This is a genomic window from Bradyrhizobium sp. STM 3843 (genome assembly GCF_000239815.1).
GTDB lineage: Bacteria > Pseudomonadota > Alphaproteobacteria > Rhizobiales > Xanthobacteraceae > Bradyrhizobium.
The window spans coordinates 41,780-60,063 of sequence record NZ_CAFK01000037.1 but is presented as its reverse complement, the minus strand read 5'-3'; the positions used below and the strand labels follow the sequence as shown (position 1 = coordinate 60,063).

General features: G+C 64.8%; 19 protein-coding genes, 1 tRNA gene and 1 pseudogene. 9 read left to right on the top strand and 12 right to left on the bottom strand.

Annotated features, from left to right (window positions below; all coding sequences use genetic code 11):
* The 3 genes and pseudogenes from BRAS3843_RS05295 to BRAS3843_RS05285 all read left to right on the top strand — a co-directional run.
* A pseudogene (locus tag BRAS3843_RS05295) lies at window positions 1-548 on the top strand (hypothetical protein); the annotation flags it as partial.
* Between the two features lie 3 nt (window positions 549-551).
* A complete protein-coding gene (locus BRAS3843_RS05290; protein ID WP_008967722.1) occupies window positions 552-1,370 on the top strand; it encodes a hypothetical protein in 819 nt (272 codons plus the stop codon).
* A gap of 91 nt (window positions 1,371-1,461) precedes the next feature.
* Window positions 1,462-1,668, top strand: coding sequence for a hypothetical protein (locus BRAS3843_RS05285; RefSeq protein ID WP_008967721.1), 207 nt, complete (start codon window positions 1,462-1,464; stop codon window positions 1,666-1,668).
* Window positions 1,669-1,740: 72 nt separating this feature from the next.
* Here the strand turns inward: BRAS3843_RS05285 and BRAS3843_RS05280 are convergent, their stop codons facing one another.
* The 5 genes from BRAS3843_RS05280 to BRAS3843_RS05260 form a co-directional block, all read right to left on the bottom strand.
* Window positions 1,741-2,403 (bottom strand): DsbA family protein, encoded by a 663-nt coding sequence (locus BRAS3843_RS05280; protein WP_008967720.1) that lies wholly within the window; start codon window positions 2,401-2,403, stop codon window positions 1,741-1,743.
* Between the two features lie 24 nt (window positions 2,404-2,427).
* Window positions 2,428-3,213: a sulfite exporter TauE/SafE family protein gene (locus BRAS3843_RS05275; protein ID WP_008967719.1), complete on the bottom strand. Its 786-nt coding sequence runs from the start codon at window positions 3,211-3,213 to the stop codon at window positions 2,428-2,430.
* Between the two features lie 43 nt (window positions 3,214-3,256).
* A complete protein-coding gene (locus BRAS3843_RS05270; protein WP_008967718.1) occupies window positions 3,257-3,979 on the bottom strand; it encodes an LrgB family protein in 723 nt (240 codons plus the stop codon).
* Window positions 3,976-4,374 (bottom strand): CidA/LrgA family protein, encoded by a 399-nt coding sequence (locus BRAS3843_RS05265; RefSeq protein WP_008967717.1) that lies wholly within the window; start codon window positions 4,372-4,374, stop codon window positions 3,976-3,978. Before BRAS3843_RS05265 ends, BRAS3843_RS05270 begins: the two co-directional genes overlap by 4 nt.
* A 102-nt stretch (window positions 4,375-4,476) precedes the next feature.
* A complete protein-coding gene (locus BRAS3843_RS05260; protein WP_035980880.1) occupies window positions 4,477-4,965 on the bottom strand; it encodes a hypothetical protein in 489 nt (162 codons plus the stop codon).
* 194 nt (window positions 4,966-5,159) lie between these two features.
* Here BRAS3843_RS05260 and BRAS3843_RS05255 point away from each other — a divergent pair, with 194 nt between their 5' ends.
* Together BRAS3843_RS05255 and BRAS3843_RS05250 are read left to right on the top strand one after the other, a co-directional pair.
* Window positions 5,160-5,426, top strand: a complete 267-nt coding sequence (locus tag BRAS3843_RS05255; RefSeq protein ID WP_008967715.1) for a PsiF family protein — start codon at window positions 5,160-5,162, stop codon at window positions 5,424-5,426.
* A gap of 161 nt (window positions 5,427-5,587) precedes the next feature.
* Window positions 5,588-6,673: an AbrB family transcriptional regulator gene (locus BRAS3843_RS05250; RefSeq protein ID WP_008967714.1), complete on the top strand. Its 1,086-nt coding sequence runs from the start codon at window positions 5,588-5,590 to the stop codon at window positions 6,671-6,673.
* Here BRAS3843_RS05250 and BRAS3843_RS05245 read toward each other — a convergent pair.
* Window positions 6,670-7,167, bottom strand: a complete 498-nt coding sequence (locus BRAS3843_RS05245; RefSeq protein WP_008967713.1) for a disulfide bond formation protein B — start codon at window positions 7,165-7,167, stop codon at window positions 6,670-6,672. The two genes, BRAS3843_RS05250 and BRAS3843_RS05245, sit on opposite strands and share 4 nt — an antisense overlap.
* A 207-nt stretch (window positions 7,168-7,374) precedes the next feature.
* Between BRAS3843_RS05245 and BRAS3843_RS05240 the strand changes: the two genes are divergently transcribed.
* Window positions 7,375-7,459, top strand: a tRNA-Leu gene (locus tag BRAS3843_RS05240).
* A gap of 109 nt (window positions 7,460-7,568) precedes the next feature.
* On the opposite strand, the gene BRAS3843_RS05235 is transcribed toward BRAS3843_RS05240, so the two are convergent.
* Window positions 7,569-7,982 carry a hypothetical protein gene (locus BRAS3843_RS05235; RefSeq protein ID WP_008967712.1) on the bottom strand — a complete coding sequence of 138 codons (414 nt, stop codon included), beginning with the start codon at window positions 7,980-7,982 and terminating at the stop codon, window positions 7,569-7,571.
* A 108-nt stretch (window positions 7,983-8,090) separates the two neighbouring features.
* Here BRAS3843_RS05235 and BRAS3843_RS05230 point away from each other — a divergent pair, with 108 nt between their 5' ends.
* Window positions 8,091-9,023 (top strand): LysR family transcriptional regulator, encoded by a 933-nt coding sequence (locus tag BRAS3843_RS05230; RefSeq protein ID WP_008967711.1) that lies wholly within the window; start codon window positions 8,091-8,093, stop codon window positions 9,021-9,023.
* 550 nt (window positions 9,024-9,573) lie between these two features.
* On the opposite strand, the gene BRAS3843_RS05225 is transcribed toward BRAS3843_RS05230, so the two are convergent.
* Window positions 9,574-11,235 (bottom strand): PLP-dependent aminotransferase family protein, encoded by a 1,662-nt coding sequence (locus tag BRAS3843_RS05225; protein ID WP_347379567.1) that lies wholly within the window; start codon window positions 11,233-11,235, stop codon window positions 9,574-9,576.
* Here BRAS3843_RS05225 and BRAS3843_RS05220 point away from each other — a divergent pair.
* Window positions 11,234-12,151: an NADP-dependent oxidoreductase gene (locus tag BRAS3843_RS05220; protein ID WP_008967709.1), complete on the top strand. Its 918-nt coding sequence runs from the start codon at window positions 11,234-11,236 to the stop codon at window positions 12,149-12,151. The two genes, BRAS3843_RS05225 and BRAS3843_RS05220, sit on opposite strands and share 2 nt — an antisense overlap.
* Before the next feature lie 295 nt (window positions 12,152-12,446).
* Here the strand turns inward: BRAS3843_RS05220 and BRAS3843_RS05215 are convergent, their stop codons facing one another.
* The 4 genes from BRAS3843_RS05215 to BRAS3843_RS05200 form a co-directional block, all read right to left on the bottom strand.
* Window positions 12,447-13,040, bottom strand: a complete 594-nt coding sequence (locus BRAS3843_RS05215; RefSeq protein WP_008967708.1) for a DUF1349 domain-containing protein — start codon at window positions 13,038-13,040, stop codon at window positions 12,447-12,449.
* A gap of 128 nt (window positions 13,041-13,168) precedes the next feature.
* Entirely contained in the window at window positions 13,169-14,143 is a 975-nt protein-coding gene (locus BRAS3843_RS05210) for a substrate-binding domain-containing protein (protein ID WP_035980878.1), read from the bottom strand.
* Window positions 14,130-15,467 carry an ABC transporter permease gene (locus tag BRAS3843_RS05205; protein WP_008967706.1) on the bottom strand — a complete coding sequence of 446 codons (1,338 nt, stop codon included), beginning with the start codon at window positions 15,465-15,467 and terminating at the stop codon, window positions 14,130-14,132. Before BRAS3843_RS05205 ends, BRAS3843_RS05210 begins: the two co-directional genes overlap by 14 nt.
* Complete coding sequence (locus tag BRAS3843_RS05200) at window positions 15,464-17,095, bottom strand: sugar ABC transporter ATP-binding protein (protein WP_008967705.1); 1,632 nt, start codon at window positions 17,093-17,095, stop codon at window positions 15,464-15,466. Before BRAS3843_RS05200 ends, BRAS3843_RS05205 begins: the two co-directional genes overlap by 4 nt.
* Before the next feature lie 167 nt (window positions 17,096-17,262).
* On the opposite strand from BRAS3843_RS05200, the gene BRAS3843_RS05195 reads away from it, so the two are divergent.
* Window positions 17,263-17,976: a GntR family transcriptional regulator gene (locus BRAS3843_RS05195; protein WP_008967703.1), complete on the top strand. Its 714-nt coding sequence runs from the start codon at window positions 17,263-17,265 to the stop codon at window positions 17,974-17,976.
* The last annotated feature ends 308 nt before the right edge of the window (window positions 17,977-18,284 follow it).

Sequence of the window (18,284 nt, the reverse complement as noted above, 5' to 3'; positions counted from 1 at the left end):
CGGTGAAGCGCGCAGCCTCCTCACTGTCGTCCGGCTTCATTGCGCCGGCAGCAGGTGGCCGCACTGGCGATCTGGCGGAGCGCCAGACCGCTGTCGTCGGCAAGGTCGAGGGCTCGATCGGGACCCAGGCCGCCTCACTCGCCGATGCCGCCGACAAGATCCTGGCGATGCCGCGCGTCGAGCCGGCGCGATTCCAGACGCTGTCGCCGGCCGAAGCGGTGCTGCGCTATGCCGGCGATTTCGTTCCGAGCTGGGCAGGCGCGATCTCGATCGACCTGATGCCGGCCGTCCTGGTCCTGATCCTTTGCGTCGTGCATGCCGCCATCCGCCGCGAAGGACTGCCGGCCGTCAGCGCCTCCAATCTTACGGCCGGTGACCTGGTGGCGGCCCTGCAGGTCGCGCGCGAAGTCGAGGATGCGCGGCGCGCGGCGGATGCGCGCGAGGTCGCATTGGAGCCACGCATGCCGCCGGCGGCTGAGACCGCGCCGCCCCCGACAGCCGCAGAAGAGAACGTCACCTCGTTCTCATCAGCGCGCACTGGGAAGTGACCGATGCGTGCGGCCTTGTCAGAACGGGTGCACGCCTGGCTGGCGGACAAGGCAGATGAGAGCGTCCTGCGCTGGATCTTTCGTTTGGTGTTCGTCGTCACCGTCGCAGTGCTCGGCGCCGATCTGGCCGAACGCGCCGGCTGGCTGGCGATGTCAGATCCATTGTCCCAGACGGAGGTCCAGCAGGACGCGCCGATGACGGACGCACCACCCGGCGCGCCATCGCTCCTTGCGCCGCTGATCAAGCGGCTGATTCCGCTGCCGCAGCCCGATCCTGCGCTGGCGCAGCCGATCAGCTTCGAACTCGGCGGCGGCGGGCGGCTGCTGGCGAGCGGCACCATCACGCCCGGCAGCTCGCAGGCCTTTGCGGCCGAGGTCGAGAAGCATGGCGAATACATCAAGACGGTGGTGTTGAATTCGCCGGGCGGCGCGGTCGCCGATGCATTGGCCATCGGCCGGCTCATCCGCACGCGCAAGTTCGCAACCGAGGTCGAGGCCGGTAAATATTGCGCCTCGTCCTGTCCGCTGGTCTTCGCCGGCGGGATCGAGCGCCGCGCCGGCGAACGTGCCGTGATCGGTGTGCACCAGATTGCGGCGATGCAGCCCGCAAACGTAACGCCGCGCGACGAAATGAGCCTGGGACAAACCATCTCCGCGCGCTGCGAGCGCTATCTGGCCGACATGGGCGTGAAGCTCGACGTCTGGGTGCATGCGATGGAGACGCCGCATGACAGACTGTTCATCTTCAAGCCGGACGAGCTGAAAGGGCTCAATCTGGTCACGTCGGGGCCAGATTCAGCGCCTGAAAAAGCGCGTACTTGATGATTTAGCTGCGTTGCTGCGGGCCAGACGCGGCGGGCGCGGAACCATCATTCGAAGCCGGCGTTGTTGGCCGTCACTGGAGGATTCCGTTATGCAGACCTTCTTGGGGATGATCCTGGGTGCGCTGCTGTTGGGCTTTGGCGTCTACATCTACGATTCCATGCAGACGTCTGATGTCGCCAATGGCCAGGCCGCTCAGGCGCATCGCACGATCGTGAACTGGGACGTCGCGGCTGCGAACTGGCATGCCATCAAAGAGCGCGCGCACGACGACTGGGTTCGCATCTCGTCGAAATAACATTTATTAGATCAAACAAGGCGAAGGCGCCGTCGCACCATGCGACGGCGCCCTTTTCTTGCAGCTCGATCGTCAGTTCGCGGCCTTCGCCTTGCGCGCGTCAGCGATCACCTGCTCGAACTGCGTGATGGTGAGGGCGCCCGGCACCCTGAACTTTCCAACGATGAAGGACGGCGTGCCGCGGAAGCGCAAGCCGCGCGCTTGCGCGTCGTTGCGTGCCAGCATGGCGTCGATCGCCTTGGTGTTGGCAGCCAGATCGCGCTTGGCGCGGTCGACATCGATGCCGGCCTCACCAAGGACCTCGTCGATCCGCGATTCCGTCAGCTTCGAATTGCCGCCGATCAGTGCATCATGCGCCTGCAGATATTTGTCCTGATATTTGCAGGCGAGCGCCATTCGCGCCGCCACCACTGAGCCGGGCCCGAGGATAGGCCATTCCTTCAACACCCAGCGAACCTTGCCATCGTCATGCACAACCTGCTGCAGCTCAGGCTGCAGCTTGCGGCAATACGGGCAGTTGTAGTCGAACCATTCGACGATGGTGATGTCGCCATCGGCGTTGCCGGTCATGGGGGCTTCGGGGTCGCGCAGCACCGAGGCTTCGTCCGGCTCGTCGACCTCCTGCGCACGGGCGATGCGCGGCAGCAGCGGCAGCGCGATGCTACCGGCTGCGAGCAACGCCAGCGTGGTCCGCCGGCTTTGGACAGCGACGATCTGATTGGAAACATGTTTCATGGTCGCCCCCCCCGGCTCATGAGCTCAGAACAAAATATGCAACAGGCTGCGCGTCAGCATATAGAGCGCCACGGCCGTGATCACGACAGAAAAGACGATGTTGAGGGCGCCCCGCCGCTCCGAGAGCCGGCGCGCCGACCATGTCCCCACCAGGCCACCGAGAACACCGCCGGCGATGAACAGCCCGGCGAGGTCCCAGGCGACCAGGCCGGACCAGGCATAGCTCGCCGCGGTGGTCAGGCCGAAGGTGGTCACCGCGACCAGCGAGGAGCTGACCGCATTCATGATCGGCATGCCCGTGGCCGCCATCAGCGCCGGCACGATCAGAAACCCGCCGCCAATGCCGAAGAAGCCAGACAGCGACCCGGTCGCAAGGCCGAAGCCGATCACCGCTGGCAGGTTGGCCATGCTCATCTTGACGTCGGGGACGCCGACCCGCGCGCGCGTCTTCAGCATCAGCATCGCGATGACAAGCATCACCAGCGCAAACAGTGCGAGCAGCTTCTGTCCGTCGACCATCTTGCCGAGCAGGGAGCCAAAGAATGCCCCGATGATGCCGGCCACCGCAAAAACGGCAGCGACCCGCCAGATGACGGTGCCGCCGCGGGCATGGTTGAACAGGTTGATGGCTGCATTGGTCGCAACCGCGATCGCACTGGAGCCGATCGCGATATGCGGCTCCGGCACGCCGACCACATAGACCATCAGCGGCACCGCGAGCACGGACCCGCCGCCGCCGACCAGCCCCAGCGAGAAGCCGACCATGGCGCCGGAGATGAGCCCCAGGATGCCTTGGAGTGTCGAGATCATCGTCGCAGCAGGCACACGTCTCGAAGCGAAAGGCAAGTCTGCATCAGCGCACCAGCAATGTGATTACAAGCGGAACGATAAACGAGGTTACGAGCGCATTCAGGCCCATGGCGATGCCGGAAAAGGTGCCGGCCAGCTGGTCGACCTGGAACGCGCGAGCGGTGCCGATGCCATGCGCGGCAAGGCCCGCCGCGAAACCGCGTGCCCGGAAATCCCTGATGCCGGTCCGGTCCATCAGGGGTGTCACGATGATCGCGCCCATGATGCCGGTCAACACCACGGCCACTGCGGTCAGCGAGGGATCGGCCCGTAGCGATTCGCTGATGCCCATCGCAACGCCGGCCGTCACCGACTTCGGCGCGAGCGACAGCACCACCTCGCGCGGCAGGCCGAAGGCTTCGGCCAGCCACACCACCGAAACGATCGCGGTGACCGAACCCACGGCCAGGGCGGCCAGCATCGGCAGGATCGCCTGCGTGACCAGCCTGCGGTGCTGATAGAGCGGCACGGCGAGCGCGACGGTCGCGGGCCCCAGCAGGAAATGCACGAACTGGGCACCGGCGAAATAGGCCGTATAGGGCGTGCCGGTCAGCAGCAGAAAGGCGCCAATGATCCACATCGCGTGCAGCACGGGATTGGCGAGCGGATGCCGTCGCGTGCGCAGGGAAATCGCGTCCGTGGCGGCGTAGACGACGAGCGTCACCGTCAGCCACAGCAGCGGCGACTGCGATAGATAAACCCAGAGCGAGAATGGATTGGTCGTCATGGCTTGCCTGGGCTCCGCGCCAGCCATCGGCTGATCACGAGGAAGACCGCGACCGTCACCAGCAGCGTGATCACCACCGAGATCAGCAGGACCGCGACGATTGCGAGGCCATGCGCGGCGATGAGATCGAGCTTCTGCACCACGCCGACGCCGGCCGGCACGAACAGCAGCGAGAGGTTGGCGAGCAGCACCCGGCTGACGTCCTCGACGCCGTCCTTCGTTTCATGTTTGGAGAGCGGACCGATCGCGAGCCCGCCGATCCGGTCGCGCAACAGCAAGAGGAGGAGCAGCAGCACCAGCCCGAGCACCGGTCCGGGCAGCGGCAGCGCTGACGCGCGGACCACGACTTCGCCGACCAGTTGGCAAAGCAGAATGAGACTGAGGCTTGCAATCATTGCAGATCGATCGTGGCGGCCGCCGCCAGAGCGGGGCCTCCCAGGAAGCTGGCAGGTCTGCGGCCGGACACGTCCGTATCCGGCCGCCCGTCAATCGGCCGGTCAGGCCGCGCCCTTCAGGCGCTTGGTGCACTCGCTGTAATAGCCGCCGCCCTTCTGGATCCACTTCAGCCCGCCATTGGCGTTGGTGGCCTTGTTGGCATTGTACTGGTCGACGCAGGTGTGCATGCGCGCCTTGCCGGCCGTCTCCTTGGAATATTTCTGGTCGACTGCCGAGGGGAAAACCGCGTTGCCGACTGCGGCAGGAGCGGCCGGGGCCGCCTCCTTGGTCGCTTGCTTCGCCGGCTTGGCCTCGGCTGCCGGCGCAGCCGGAGCGGCGGGCGCTGCCGCCGGCGCCGCGGCGGTCGCGTCAGCGCCGCACTGGGCCTTGCGGAAGTCGTTCCACTTCTGGCCATTGAGCGTGCCGGCGTCCTTGGCCTGCTTATACTTCGCGCTGCATTCCTGCATGGTCAGCGCCTGGGCCGGCGCGACCGCAGCGAAGGCCGCGAAGCCTGACACGGCGGCGATCAATAATTTGGCTTGAAAGGTCATCCTTGGTCTCCCTGAAGGGTATGACAACAAATGAGACGGTAATACTACCGGCAGCGTGCCGAACTGACAAAGCGGTCCGACGCAGTCTTTGCGAAAATATAGTCCGATCGAATCGACATTCCGCAGTGCGCCATTCATGCGCGGTTCAGCATCAAAAGCCGAGCTTTCGGCTTTCGTCACATAGGGGTTTCGACATGACACTGACCGCCCGCCTCGCAGGTGCCGCCCTTGCCACGCTCCTGCTCGCCGCCCCCGCCTTCGCCCAATCCTCGGCTCCCAAGGCCGATGCTCCCGCAGCGGAGAAGGCTGCGCCGGCCGACAAGAAGGCGCGCAGCGCCGCCTCGCTCGAATGCTCCAAGGAAGCCGATGCCAAGGGCCTGCACGGCAAGGAGCGCAAGAAATTCCGCTCCGAGTGCAAGAAGCAGCAGAGCGGGGCCGCGACCGATACGAAGATGAAGTAATCGCTGCCGAGGACAGACAAGCCAGGCGCGCGGGGCCACGAGCCCTGCGCGCCGGTGACCTTCGCCGGCGGTTTTCGCGATCGGCTCTCGCGCCCCCTCCTGCATTGCTGCTCCGCAAGCCGAATGATTGTTCGCTGCAGCGCGATTTGGCATAAGGCGGCGTGCGCCAGATCATCTCCTCCCTCGCTATCGATCTTCCCAGCCGCGCCAAGGCCTTGAGCGCGGTCGAGACGCTCGCCATCGGCACCGCCGGCGGCCTGATCTTTCTCGTCGCCCACCTGCCCGGCGGCCTGATCTCGGGCGCGATGGTCGCGACCGGAATCGCGGCGATCGCCGGGCGGCCGCTGTTAGTGCCGCCGATCATCACCCAGACCTTGCTGCTGTTGCTCGGCATCTCCATCGGCTCGGTTGTGTCGCGCGACCTGATCAACCATGTCAGCGCCTATCCCGTGACCATCGGCCTGCTGGCGCTGGCGACGTTCTGCTCCACCTTCGCCTCCAGCGTGTATCTGCAGCGCATTCACGGCTGGGACCGCACCTCGGCCTTCCTCGCCGGCAGCCCCGGGGCGCTGTCGCAGATCACCATTCTCGCGGTCGAGCGCGGCGCCGACCTGCCGGCGATCGCTGTCGTGCAGACCCTGCGCGTCATCATCCTCACCGCCGCGCTGCCCCTGGTGCTGGCGCTTGCTGGCGTCACCTCTGCCTCCTCCCCGGCCATGACCATGGCGGTCGCCTCGCCGCTCGGGCTTGCCGCCATGCTGGTCGGCTCGCTGGCCGTCTCGCTGCTGCTGCAGCTGATCAAGTTTCCGGCGAGCTGGCTGTTCGGTGCGATGCTCGCGGCCGGCATCCTGCATGGAATCGGCTGGGTCGACGGCGGCCTGCCGCCCTGGATGCGCGGCGTGGCGCTGATCGGGATCGGCGCCCTGATCGGCAGCCGCTTCGCGCGCATGCGGGTCAAGACCCTGGTCGGCCACCTCCACGCGGGCCTCGGCTCATTCGCCGTGGCCGTCCTGATCTCAGCCGTCTTCGTCGTGGTGATCGTGCTGAGCACCCATGTGCGGTTCTCCGACACCATCGTCGCCTTCGCGCCGGGCGCGATGGACGCGATGATGGCGCTGGCGCTGACCCTGCACATCGACCCGATCTTCGTCGGCGCGCACCATCTGTCGCGTTTCGTGTTCGTCACCATCGCCACGCCGGGCATCGTCCATCTGTTCGGACGGCCGCAGGATGACGTGGACGATTAGACGTTTCGGGGCGCCCGGCTGATGCCCCAGGCGGCGATCGCGGCCATCAGCAGCGAGATCAGCACGTTGTATCCGGCGAGCGACAGGCCCAGGAAGCGAAACTGCACCTCGTCGCAGCGCACGACCTTGACCTTGTCGAGCTGCTCCAGCAGGCTTCCGGCGCTGCCGAAATTGCCGACGGGCCCGGTGCATTCGGTCGGCCCCTGCCAAAATCCCCATTCGACGCCGGAATGATAGACGCCGAGCCCGGCATTGCCGAGGGCGGCCAGCGCGATCAGCACAAGTCCTGCCACGAGCAGCGGCCGCGGCGCGCCCCGGCTCGCCGCCAGCGCCAGCAAGAGCCCGAGCGGCACGATCGCGTAATAGGCATAGCGCTGCTTGAGGCAGAGCTCGCAGGGCTGCAGGCCCCAGACCAGCTGCATGTACCAGGCGCCGGCCAGGGTCGCCGCGGCAATGCCGGCGGCCAGCAGCGCCGCCGTGAGCGCCGGATTCATCGTAGTGCCTGCGGAGCGCGCCAGCGCTGAAGTATCGGTGGTCACGTCGCTCTCCCTCGCCTGCATTCGGGCGGTCTGCCTGCCTCTATCCCCGCCGTGCGCCGCTGTCGAGATCGGGAACAATCACGTCCGCGCGGGTTGACCCCGTCTCGCCGCCCGCTATAGTCCGCCCGCTTCGCAAGCCCCGGCCACGGGAGACAAGCGAATGCCCCTGTGGCGGAACTGGTAGACGCGCTCGACTCAAAATCGAGTTCCGCAAGGAGTGCTGGTTCGATTCCGGCCAGGGGCACCAACTAGGCTGCTCAACCTCGCTCTCAAGCGTCCCCACTGACCGCGTGCGCAGCATCGTTGTAGCGTTGAGCTTCGTTGAGGCGAACGCACGGTCGCCCGCCTCAATGCGTTCACATCGCCTTGGCGAGCGCGAACAACCGGAAATCCTCGAGCGCCGCGTGCCGATGCGGGGCGGCTTCGCGCCGGTAGGTCTCGGTGTCGACGATCGAGCGGAAAGTGGCGAAATCGCCGTATTCATTGATCGCCGCTTCGTCCCAGCGTTCGCCTTGCGGGCCGACCAGGCTCGCCAGGACCGGCCCGGAAAACATCCGCACCAGCGGCTTACCGGCCGCGAGACGCCGAAATGCCGGTCTATAGCGTTCATGAAAGGCTTCGCGGCCCGAACAGGGCGCGGCGTCGAAGCCGTCCTCGTAACGCGCATACGGGCGGTAGCGGAGCAGATTGAGCATATAGACCGGCTGGCCGGGGGGAATTGCGCGCTCGGCGGCGTCGAGGGCTTCCAGGGTGATTTCGATGGGGTTCATGGGACTTCCCGCTGTTCCTAGCTGCGCAGATTGCGCGCTGACGCTCCCCATTTGGCCCGTCGGGAACGGCTCTTGTAGCGACCATGCCGCCATGACTATGTGGACTGAATGTCCACAACGACCTTGCCTCCCGACCTCTCGCGTCTCCTCGCCTTCGTTCGCGTCGTCGAGGCGGGCTCCTTCGCCGAAGCCGCGCGGCGAGCGGGGACGACCACCTCGGCGATGTCCAAGGCGGTCGCCCGCCTCGAACAGGCTCGCGGAATGCGGCTCTTGCATCGCTCCACCCATTCGCTGGCGCTGACCGAAGAAGGCGACCGGCTGATGGCGGCAGGACGCACGCTGGCCGAAAGTCTCGCCCGCGTCCAATCCGCGCTCGGTGAAGCCGCGCGCGACGATGGCGGACGGGTGCGCGTGACGGCCCCCGCCTCGTTCGCGCGCGCCTGCATCCTGCCGCGACTGCCCGCGTTCCTGCGGGAGCGACCGGAAATCGAGATCGAGGTCAAATTCCGCAACGAGATTCTCGATCTCGCGGCGGAAGGCGTCGACGTCGCGATCCGCTCAGGACCCCTCGACCGCGTGCCCGGCCATCAGGCGCGGCGGCTTTGCACGTTCTCCTGGATCGCTTGCGCCTCGCCCGCCTATCTGAACGCGCGCGGCGTGCCGGCGACTCCATACGAGCTTTCCGCGCATGACCACGTCGGCTTCCGCAATCCCGCGAACGGCCAAATCCTGACTTGGCGCTTCACCGATCCGCGCGGCAAAAAACCCGTTCGCGTCGCGCCCAAGCCCAAGCACATTTGCGACGACGCGCACGCTTCGGTCGCCTTGATCGCGAATGGATTCGGCATCGGCTGGGGGCCGGCGTGGCTCGTCCACGAAGACCTGCGCACCGGCCGGCTCGTCGAAGTGCTTGCGCCCTGGCGCGCGCCGGCGGAGCCACTATGGATGCTGCGCACCTCCAACCGCCGCCCGCCCCTGCGCACGCAGCGCGTGATGTCGTTCCTCGCCACGCTTCCCGCCGCGTTCAGCAAGGCGGGATGAAGCGTCGGGCGGTCAGCCGGGCTCCGCGATCGGCGCGTAGGACGCGATCAGCTTGGGAAGGAAAATCGGAGGACTTGAGACCGTGTAGTAGATCGATGCCTCCTAGTTCGGATCGAGTCCTGGACGGTTTACGCGTTTCCCTGCGCTCCCGGAACTATTCATCGTTATCTGGAGGGAAAGCAAAGCCGCCTGAAGCCATTCTCTTCGCGCCCTGCTCTGAGCCAAATGGACGTACGAATCCGGCTTCGAACTCGTGGCTCCGACGTGTGGGGCACGACAGGGGCGAAAACCAAGAAGAGGATCAATAATTGATACGCCCTCACCGGGTTATCAGGCTGGCCCGGCTCGATCCCGTTGAACGAGCGATCATGGCCCCCCTACGATATGACAGGGTTAAGTGTGAAGGCGCGCCATTTGCGCCTACGTTCTGTCGGAGTACTGGTAAGCCCCGCTCGGTCAAATCGCTTGGGAAGACGAGCGATACGTCTGCTCGTTGAAACGATAGCGTCGAAACGGACGACAATGCGTAGGTGCCGTGCTTCCATGAGTGCTATCGCGCCAATTCCAACAACCGATGACAGTCGGCCTGCAGCCGCCGTTCATTGAGGTTGGTCACGCAGAGCAGCAGTCCCTGCCGCCGCGGAGGCTGCCTGTACCACGGCGACAAGGGAGCCGGGGCCAGGCCGAACTGTAGGGCGCGCAAAGCTACGTCCACGTCTGATACAAACTCGGGAAGCAAGATCACCACAGCCAGACCGGCGGTTGCCTGCGACTTTATCGAGTCTGATGCCGCCTCTCCCAGATAACGAAGCAGGGCCTCCCGTCGAGCGGCGTAAAGCCGTTTCATGCGGCGCAGATGGCGAATGTAGTGCCCTTCCCGCAGGAATTCCGCCACAGCGCGCTGCACGGCTGCAGCCGGCGCCGGTGCTAGGCAAGCAGCGAGTTCAGCGAACCGACCACTCAGTTCCGGCGGCACGACCATGAAACCCAGGCGCAGCGCCGGGCTGATCGTTTTGCTGAAACTGCCTATGTGCAGCACCCGTCCTCCATGATCGAGCGATGCAAGAGCCGGAGCCGCCCGTCCTTTCAGCTGCAGTTCGCTCAAGTAGTCGTCCTCGATGATCCAGGTGTCGTTGCGCCGAGCCCAGGCGAGCAGCGCAAGCCGCCGCGGCAGCGACATTGGCATCCCGAGCGGCGCCTGCTGGCCTGGTGTCACAACTGCCAATTTCGCTCCAGCGGCGTTCTGGACACCAGCAGCAACATCTAGTCCTTCCGCATCGACCGGGACAGCTGTCACGGCCAAGCCAGCCAGGCCGAGGGCGGTGCGGGTGAGCGGAAAGCCTGGATCCTCGATCCAAGCTCCCATATTTGCAAGCTGAAGCCCTCGGATCGCCAGACCGAGCGCACCGGAGAATCCACCTGTTATGAGCACCTGAGAGGGGGTGCACCGGATGCCGCGGGCGAGCCCCAAGTAAGCCGCGACTTCCTTTCGCAGCTCCGGATCGCCACGCGGATCCGGATACGTCACCGGTGCGGCCGCAGCCCGCCGGGTCTCACGAGAGAGGACGCGCGACCACAGCTTGAATGGGAAGGCGTCTTGAGCGGGAACGCCCATCTGAAATGCCAGTGGTGCCCTTCCGAACTCGTAGAAGAGGTCCGGCAGAAGCGGGGCTTCCGGCGACCAATCAGGTATTGAGGATCTGGACTGCCGCTCGGCCACACGAGTTCCTGCCGCCCCAAGACCAATCGCGAATTGCTCGGCGATGAGACGCTCGTAAGCCACACGGACGGTGCCGCGGGAGACGCCGAGTTGAGCGGCCAGATCCTGCCAGGAGGGCAACCGCGCGCCCGAGGCGAGCCGTCCGTTCTCGATGCCCTCTCGGATCGCCGAATAAATCTGGGCAGCCAGCGGAGTCCTTCTGGCACGATCGAGTTGGATGCGGAGGGCAGCCATCGTGTGATGGTACTGCCAAAATCGGCAGTCTTGGTACTGTTTTATGATCAGGCGCAACGCATCTATTCGCCAGCACCAGCGGCTGGAACGATTCCCGATCCATCGGGCTTCGTGGAACTCGGTCGACGCAGACAGCGCAGATCGCAGACGCGCAGACAAACAGTTCGACAATGGCCGGCATTTGTGGAGTGCCGGCGCGTCCACGCCGCCTGCAACATTTCGAGCAAAGAGACAAATGACCGAGGAGAAAATGATCATGAAGGCAATCGTTGTGACGGATCAGGCCGCAGGAACGGGTGGAATGAAGCTGGCGGAGCGACCGAAGCCGCAGGCGGCGATAAACGACGTTATCGTTCAGGTTCATGCGTCGCGATTTGTCCCGACTGAACTCGAGTGGCCCTCGACCTGGACCGATCGCCTCGGCCAAGACCGAACACCGTCGATCCCCGGCCACGAGCTGGCCGGAGTGGTCACCGCTCTCGGCTACGGCACAACGGGGCTGTCAGTGGGACAGCGCGTGTTCGGCCTCGCCGACTGGTATCGCGACGGCGCCCTGGCGGAGTATGTGGCCATGGAGGCGCGCAACCTCGCGCCGCTCGCGGGCGACGTCGACTTCACGGTGGGCGCGAGCCTGCCGATCTCGGGCCTCACCGCTTGGCAAGGACTGTTCCAGCATGGCCGCCTTCAGGCAGGGCAGAGCGTGCTCGTGCACGGCGCGGCCGGCGCAGTCGGTTCGATGGTGACACAGCTCGCACGAGAGTTCGGCGCCCACGTCATCGGCAGCGGACGCGCCGCCGACCGTCAGACGGTGCTCGACTTAGGCGCCAAGGCGTTCGTCGACCTCGACAACGGCGCCCTGGAAGACGTCGGCGGAGTCGATCTGGTGTTCGACGTCATCGGCGGCGACATCGGGAAGCGGTCCGCACGCCTCGTTCGAGCCGGTGGAGCGTTCGTGTCCATCGTCGGCCCGGCCGAGGCACGGCCCACCGACGGCATCGTAGTCGACTTCGTCGTCGAGTCCGATCGTGCCCAACTGAGTGAGATCGTCCAGCGGGTGCGGGACGGACGACTGCGGACGAACATCGGCCACGTCTCGACCCTCGACGAGGCCGTCGTCGCCTTGAACCCGACCAAGCGACGCAAGGGGATGACGATCATCCGCGTTCGTCCCTGAGCGACGCGCCCCCATTGATGCACGGAGCCGGCCGGCGCTGTCCAGGTCGCCAGGCTGGCGAGGTCCGGGTAGGCCACAGGAGCGGCAGTGAATAGCCCATTCGATCACATCGTCGGCAAGATCAGGTCTCGAAACTCATGGCATTCGTCTAGATGGTTTTCCAACCTGCATCGTTCTTTTATTGACATGTTCACTCGACGCCGACGCGCGCGCCTTGCTCGGCGAATCGCGCTTCGGCTTGTCGCAGACCAATCCGGATCGGCTGACATCACGGCTACCGCTATAGCAGCGACTTTCAAGCGAGATCGTGCAGCCCCCTCCCGAGGGGCGCCGTCAGGCGAAACATCGAGAAGGCCACCTGCAAGCCGGCGCGCTCGGGTGTGCAGGCCATGGGTCCGACGCGGTAGCAGCTTGCCCTCGGGAACGGCGACAACCGCATAAGCGGCCAGACCCGGCCGTCGTGTGAAACCTGTAGGCGAAGCGTCCCGTTCGCAACGGTTGCGCGCACCCAGAAGTCCCTAGGGTCATGCTCATAGGGCGCAGTAGCCCAGTCCGATCGCCCGTCTGTCAGGACGCTGGCGAGCATGGCTCGACCATCTGAGAATTCGATACCGGCCTTGACCCAATGTTGCGCATCGATGCGGACCATGATGCCAGCTTGATCGTACAGCGCCTGAAAATCGCCCTGCACCCGCATCTCGGCCGTAAAAGCATCGGTCGTCGGAAAGCCGAGGAAGTGCCCATTATCGCGGTGGAAGCCGTAGTGGGTTTCCTGCCAGAAATCGGTGGCGCGATCGGTGACGACATGCAGACCGCCGGCAAGCGCAGTCCATTGTTCCGGCTCGTTCAGCCACACTCCGTCACTTCTATCGAAGATTGGATCGTCCACGCTGACCTCGGTTCGGGAGGGCCTGATCTTGCGCGGTCGACGCGCGCGATCAGGCCCCCGATTTGAAGAGTTCTGCTCGAGGCTCGTTAGCCCGAACTCCGCGCCACGTTCAAATAGGCTGAACCGGCTCAGAGCAATCCGTTCTTCTTGAGAATCTCCGGCGCGTTCTCCTTGGTGATCAGCATCGTCGGCAGGGTGATGACCGGTTCAAGTTTCTCGCCCTTCAACAGCTTGGCGGCCTGCCGCAGCCCTTCTGCGCCAGGTGTCGCGTAAAGGAACGTTGCGGTGAGCTGCCCCTTGGAAACCCAGGTGACGCCTTCGTCCGGCAAGCCATCGATGCCGATGATGAACTTGATGTCCTTGTCGCGGCCGGCATCCTTGGCAGCGAGATAGGCGCCATAGGCCATCGGGTCGTTGTGGCCATAGACCAGGTCGATCTTCTCGTTGTTGCGCAGCGCCGTCGTCATGATGTTGTAGGCCTTGTCCTGCTTCCAGTCGCCCGACTGGTTGTTGAGCAGGTACTTGATACCCGGTTCCTTGTCGGTGTGCGCATGGAAGCCGTCGTGCCGATCATGCGCGGGCTGGGTGCCCATGCCGCCCCAGATCTCGACGACATTGCCCGCCGCCTTGCCGGAGCCGCCGAGCAGCTTGACTGCATGTTCACCGGCCGCCTTGCCGATCGCGACGTTATCGCCACCGATGAACTGGGTGATACGCTTGGTGTCGACGTTGCGGTCGAGCACGATGACCGGAATCTTGGCGTCGATCGCCTTCTCCACGACGCCGGTCAGGCCCGCCGATTCCTTCGGCGAGATCAGGAGCACGTTGACCTGCTGCACGATGAGGTTCTCGCAGTCGGCGACCTGCTTTTCGGTCTTGTCCTGGCCGTCGGTGATGATGAGGTCGATATCCGGATGGTTCTTCGCCTCGGCCTGGATGTCCTTGTTGAACTGCACGCGCCACGGCTCGAGTGTCGTGCATTGGCTGAAGCCGACTCTCGACTTGCCGGCGGCTTTCGCCGGAGTCCAGCCGACCGGCAGGTAGATCGTCATCGCGGCGCCGGCCGCGGTGGTCGACAATTTTAGGAATTCACGACGCTTCATCGAGATCCTCCCTTGCGAATTGCGCCTTTGCGGCGTTTTGCAGCCGATGGGGCTCGGCTGTTTGCGGATCGGCTCGCGCTTGGCCTGAATGGCTGAACCGCCATCGCGCAATGAGCTGGCCGAGATTCTGCTCCTGCACCAGCACGGTGCACACGATGATCAACCCCTTCATCAGGAGCTGGACGTTAGAGTCGATGTTCTGAAGCTGGAGGATATCGGAAAGCAGGCCGAAGATCAGCACGCCTACAAAGGTGCCGGCGAGACCGCCGCGTCCACCCATCAAGCTGGTGCCGCCAATCACGACTGCCGCGATCGCGTCAAGCTCCAGCCCCGCGCCCGCATCGGGCTTGCCCTGTCGATACTGCGCCACGAACAGGACACCCGCGATTCCGGCGAGCAGGCCGGACAACAGATAGGTCGTGAGCTGCACCCGCGCGACCTTGATGCCCGAAAGCTTCGCGGCCTCAACGTTGCCTCCGATCGCGTAGGCGTAACGACCGAAGGTCGTGAACCGCAGGACGGCGCCGAAGAGGCAGATGGCGGCAAGGAAGAAGACGCTCGGTACCGGCAGCACACCCCACAACATCGAACGCAACAGCTCGAACGCCTCGGTCGCATTGGTGCCGGTGTAGACCGGCACTACGGCGTTGTCAGAACCCGCTGTCAATCGCGCGATGCCCAGCGCGCTGACCATCATCGCGAGCGTCGCGATGAACGGCTGCAACCGTCCGGTGACGATCAGGACGCCATTGAGCGCTCCGAGCAGCAACGCAAGACACGACGCCACGAGCAGCACACCGAGAACACCGAATTTGGTCGGTACCTGATTCATCACCCACCAGCCGACCGCGACTGCGGTGACGAGGCCGAGCAAGCCCGGAAGGCCCAGGCCTTGCCACCGCGAAAGCGCGACCTCACGGCGCCGTCCGGCGCTGACGTCGCGCCCCCGGGCGAGCCCCGCGACCACGAAGCGCGCAGCCAGTGCCACGGCAGCGCCGCTGACGACGATCGCGGCCGGCACTCCCATGATGGTCGCCGAGGTCCAGCCCGGCTTGGTAAGCAGCATGGCGCAGATCACTGTCGAGAAGCCCATCACGGAGCCGACCGACAGGTCGATCCCGCCGAGCAGGATGACCATGGTCATGCCCGTCGCGACCAGCCCGGTGATCGAGACCTGGCGCAGCACGTCGGTGAGGTTGCCGTAGGACAGGAAAATGTTGTGGCCGGACGAGGTCTGCGGCGAGGTGAGAGCGCCGATCAGACAGATCAACACCAATCCCCAATAGAGCTTTGTTCGGGAGAGAAGGCGGAGCAGCGCTTTCATGATGCGGCTTCCTGCGACCACGCGGCCATGCCCGGCGCTGCAAGACGCATCACGGTCTCCTGAGTCGCGTTCTCGCGCGCGAGGATCCCGGTCTGCCGTCCCTCGCACATGACGAGTATCCGATCGGACAACAGCAGGAGCTCCGGCATTTCCGAGGTCACCACGATGATGCCGAGCCCTTGCGCGGCGAGATCGAAGATCAGCCGATAGATCTCCTGCTTGGCACCGATGTCGATGCCGCGGGTCGGCTCATCGAGCAGCAGGATGCGAGGATCGGTCGCGAGCCACTTGCCGATCACGACCTTCTGCTGATTGCCGCCGGAGAGCGCGGCCGCTTCCTGGCCAACACCGGTGCAGCGGATCGAGAGCCGCCTGATCATGTCGATGGCGAGAGCGCGTTCGCCGGCGAATGAACGCAGGCCAAATCGCGAGAGCGCGCCGATCGAAGGCAGGGCGACATTATCGCAAATCGACGCCGTCAGGTGCAGGCCACGCTCCTTGCGGTCCTCGCTGACCAGCGCAACGCCAAGCTGATAGGCATCGGCCGGTGAGTTGATCTCGACGACCGAACCATCGATCGCAACGGTGCCGTCACGCCAACCCTTCGCCACGCCGAAGATCGATTCCAGGATCTCCGTCCGGCCGGAACCGAGCAGCCCGCCAATGCCGAGGATTTCGCCAGTTTTCAACTCGAAAGTGACGCCGTGCAGCGTCCGTCGCCACCCGTGCGGACCGAGCGTATCCAGCGTCAGGTTCCGGACCGAGAGGACATCCGCGCCGTCCTGCGCCGTCATGCCACGCTCGTTCGCGATCACCTCGCGTCCGACCATCGCCGAAATGATCGCCCTGCGCGAGAGTTCGCCGATCGGCGCGGTCATCACTCGCCGGCCGTCGCGCAGCACGGTGACGCGGTCCGCAAGCTCCAAGACCTCCTCGATGCGGTGCGAGGTATAGATGATCGCTACGCCCTCGCTTGCGAGCTGGCGTACGATCTTGAACAGCGTGTCGCATTCCGAGGAGGACAAGGCCGAGGTCGGCTCGTCCATGATCAGAATGCGGGCATTGAGCGACAGCGCCTTGGCGATCTCGACGAGCTGCTGCTCGCCGACGCGCAAGCCGGCAATCCTGGTTTCGGACGCAATGGACACGCCAAGCCGCGCAAGCAGGCGTTCCGCCGCACGAACCAAGCGGCGCCTGTCGATCAGCACACCACCGATCAGCGGCTCGCGGCCAAGGAAGATATTCTCCGCCACGCTCAGCTCGGGGACGAGATTGAGCTCCTGGTGGATAATGGCCACGCCGGCGTTTTCGGCATCACGCACGTCGCTGAACGACACCGTGCGGCCCGCGATCCGGATGTCGCCGTCGTAGCTCGTGTGCACGCCGGCGAGGATCTTCATCAAGGTGCTCTTTCCGGCTCCGTTCTCGCCCATCAACGCGTGCACTTCGCCGTGGCGCAGATCGAAATCGACGCGATGAAGGGCTTGGACACCCGCGAAGGATTTGGAGATTTGCTCTGTGCACAGCACGTCGTGGCCGCACGGCCCCCCGGCGCGAGCGCCAAGCTCGACCACGCGAGACGAGACGCTCCCTCCTTCGGCGCCGAGCGCGGCCAAGGGTGCCTCCATGGAATTATTTCCTCCCGGCCGTCTCTGGAAGACGATCCGAGGCGCAGGTGTTCATTGCTTCTTTAACTGATATGCTAGTTATGTCAGTTGGCGCTCGTCAAGTCTTTTGGCTGCGCGGCTGGCGACCATGGCGTCGGAACGTGTAGATCGCTCCGGGGGAACACAGCATGCATTCGGTCGGCGGGGTCAACGGCGGCACGGGAACAGTGCGAGGGCGCAGAGCGGGCGGATCGAAGGTCGATCAGGCCTATCTCGCGCTGAAACGGGCGATCGTGTCGGGGGCGCTCGCGCCCGAGACGCCGATCGACAAGAACGAGTGGTGCGCGGCGTTCGAAGTGTCGAAACTGTCGATCACGACAGCCATCAATCGGCTCGCCTTCGAAGGTCTTGTCCTGGTCGAGCCGCAGAGTGGCTCCTACGTCGCGAAGATTCACCTCGAGGACGTCCGGCAGTGGATGCTGATGCGCCGCGCGTTGGAGGTGGAGGTGGTCGGCGTCTGCGCCGCAAGCATGTCGGATGATGCGATCGCGGCGCTTGGTCAGAATCTCGCCTATCAGAAGGCAGCCATCGCGAGCGGGGATCTCGAAGGGTTCCACGAACTCGACACCAGATTTCATCACCAGATGACCGAGAGCCTCAGTCTCGCGCGCGTCGGCGAAGTGCTCGATCCGATCCGAACCCATCTCGAGCGCGTTCGCCGCACCCTGCTCCCCGAGCCCGGACGGCCTGAAGGAACGTACCGCGAGCACGAGGCAATCTACCGCGCGATCGCCGGGCGCGCCCCAGATCAGGCAAAGCTCGCGATGGCCAACCATCTCGACCGCGTCGCGCGCGAGCTACAGACATTTGTGGCGAAACATCCACTGTTCTTTGACGAATGAATGTGGTGCGGCGGGGTCGAATACATATCGCGACCGCCGTGGCTTGGGCGACTAGCGTCGCTTTCCTTGGGCGGTTTCTGGATCAGCCTGCCCTCGCGAATCTCGTGCGTGGTGACGGTCTGCTTCAATGCGATGGCTGGACCAAATGCTGCATTGCCTGCATCATGGGAACGGTTCGAATGCGGTGATGTTACCCTCGGCCCCGAAACTGAGACCTGTCATGGCAACGATCACGGCCGGAGATCTCGAGATTTCATACAACGAGCAGAGATCGGTAGGCCGCTCCGTCGCTCCACGGATGGCCTGAT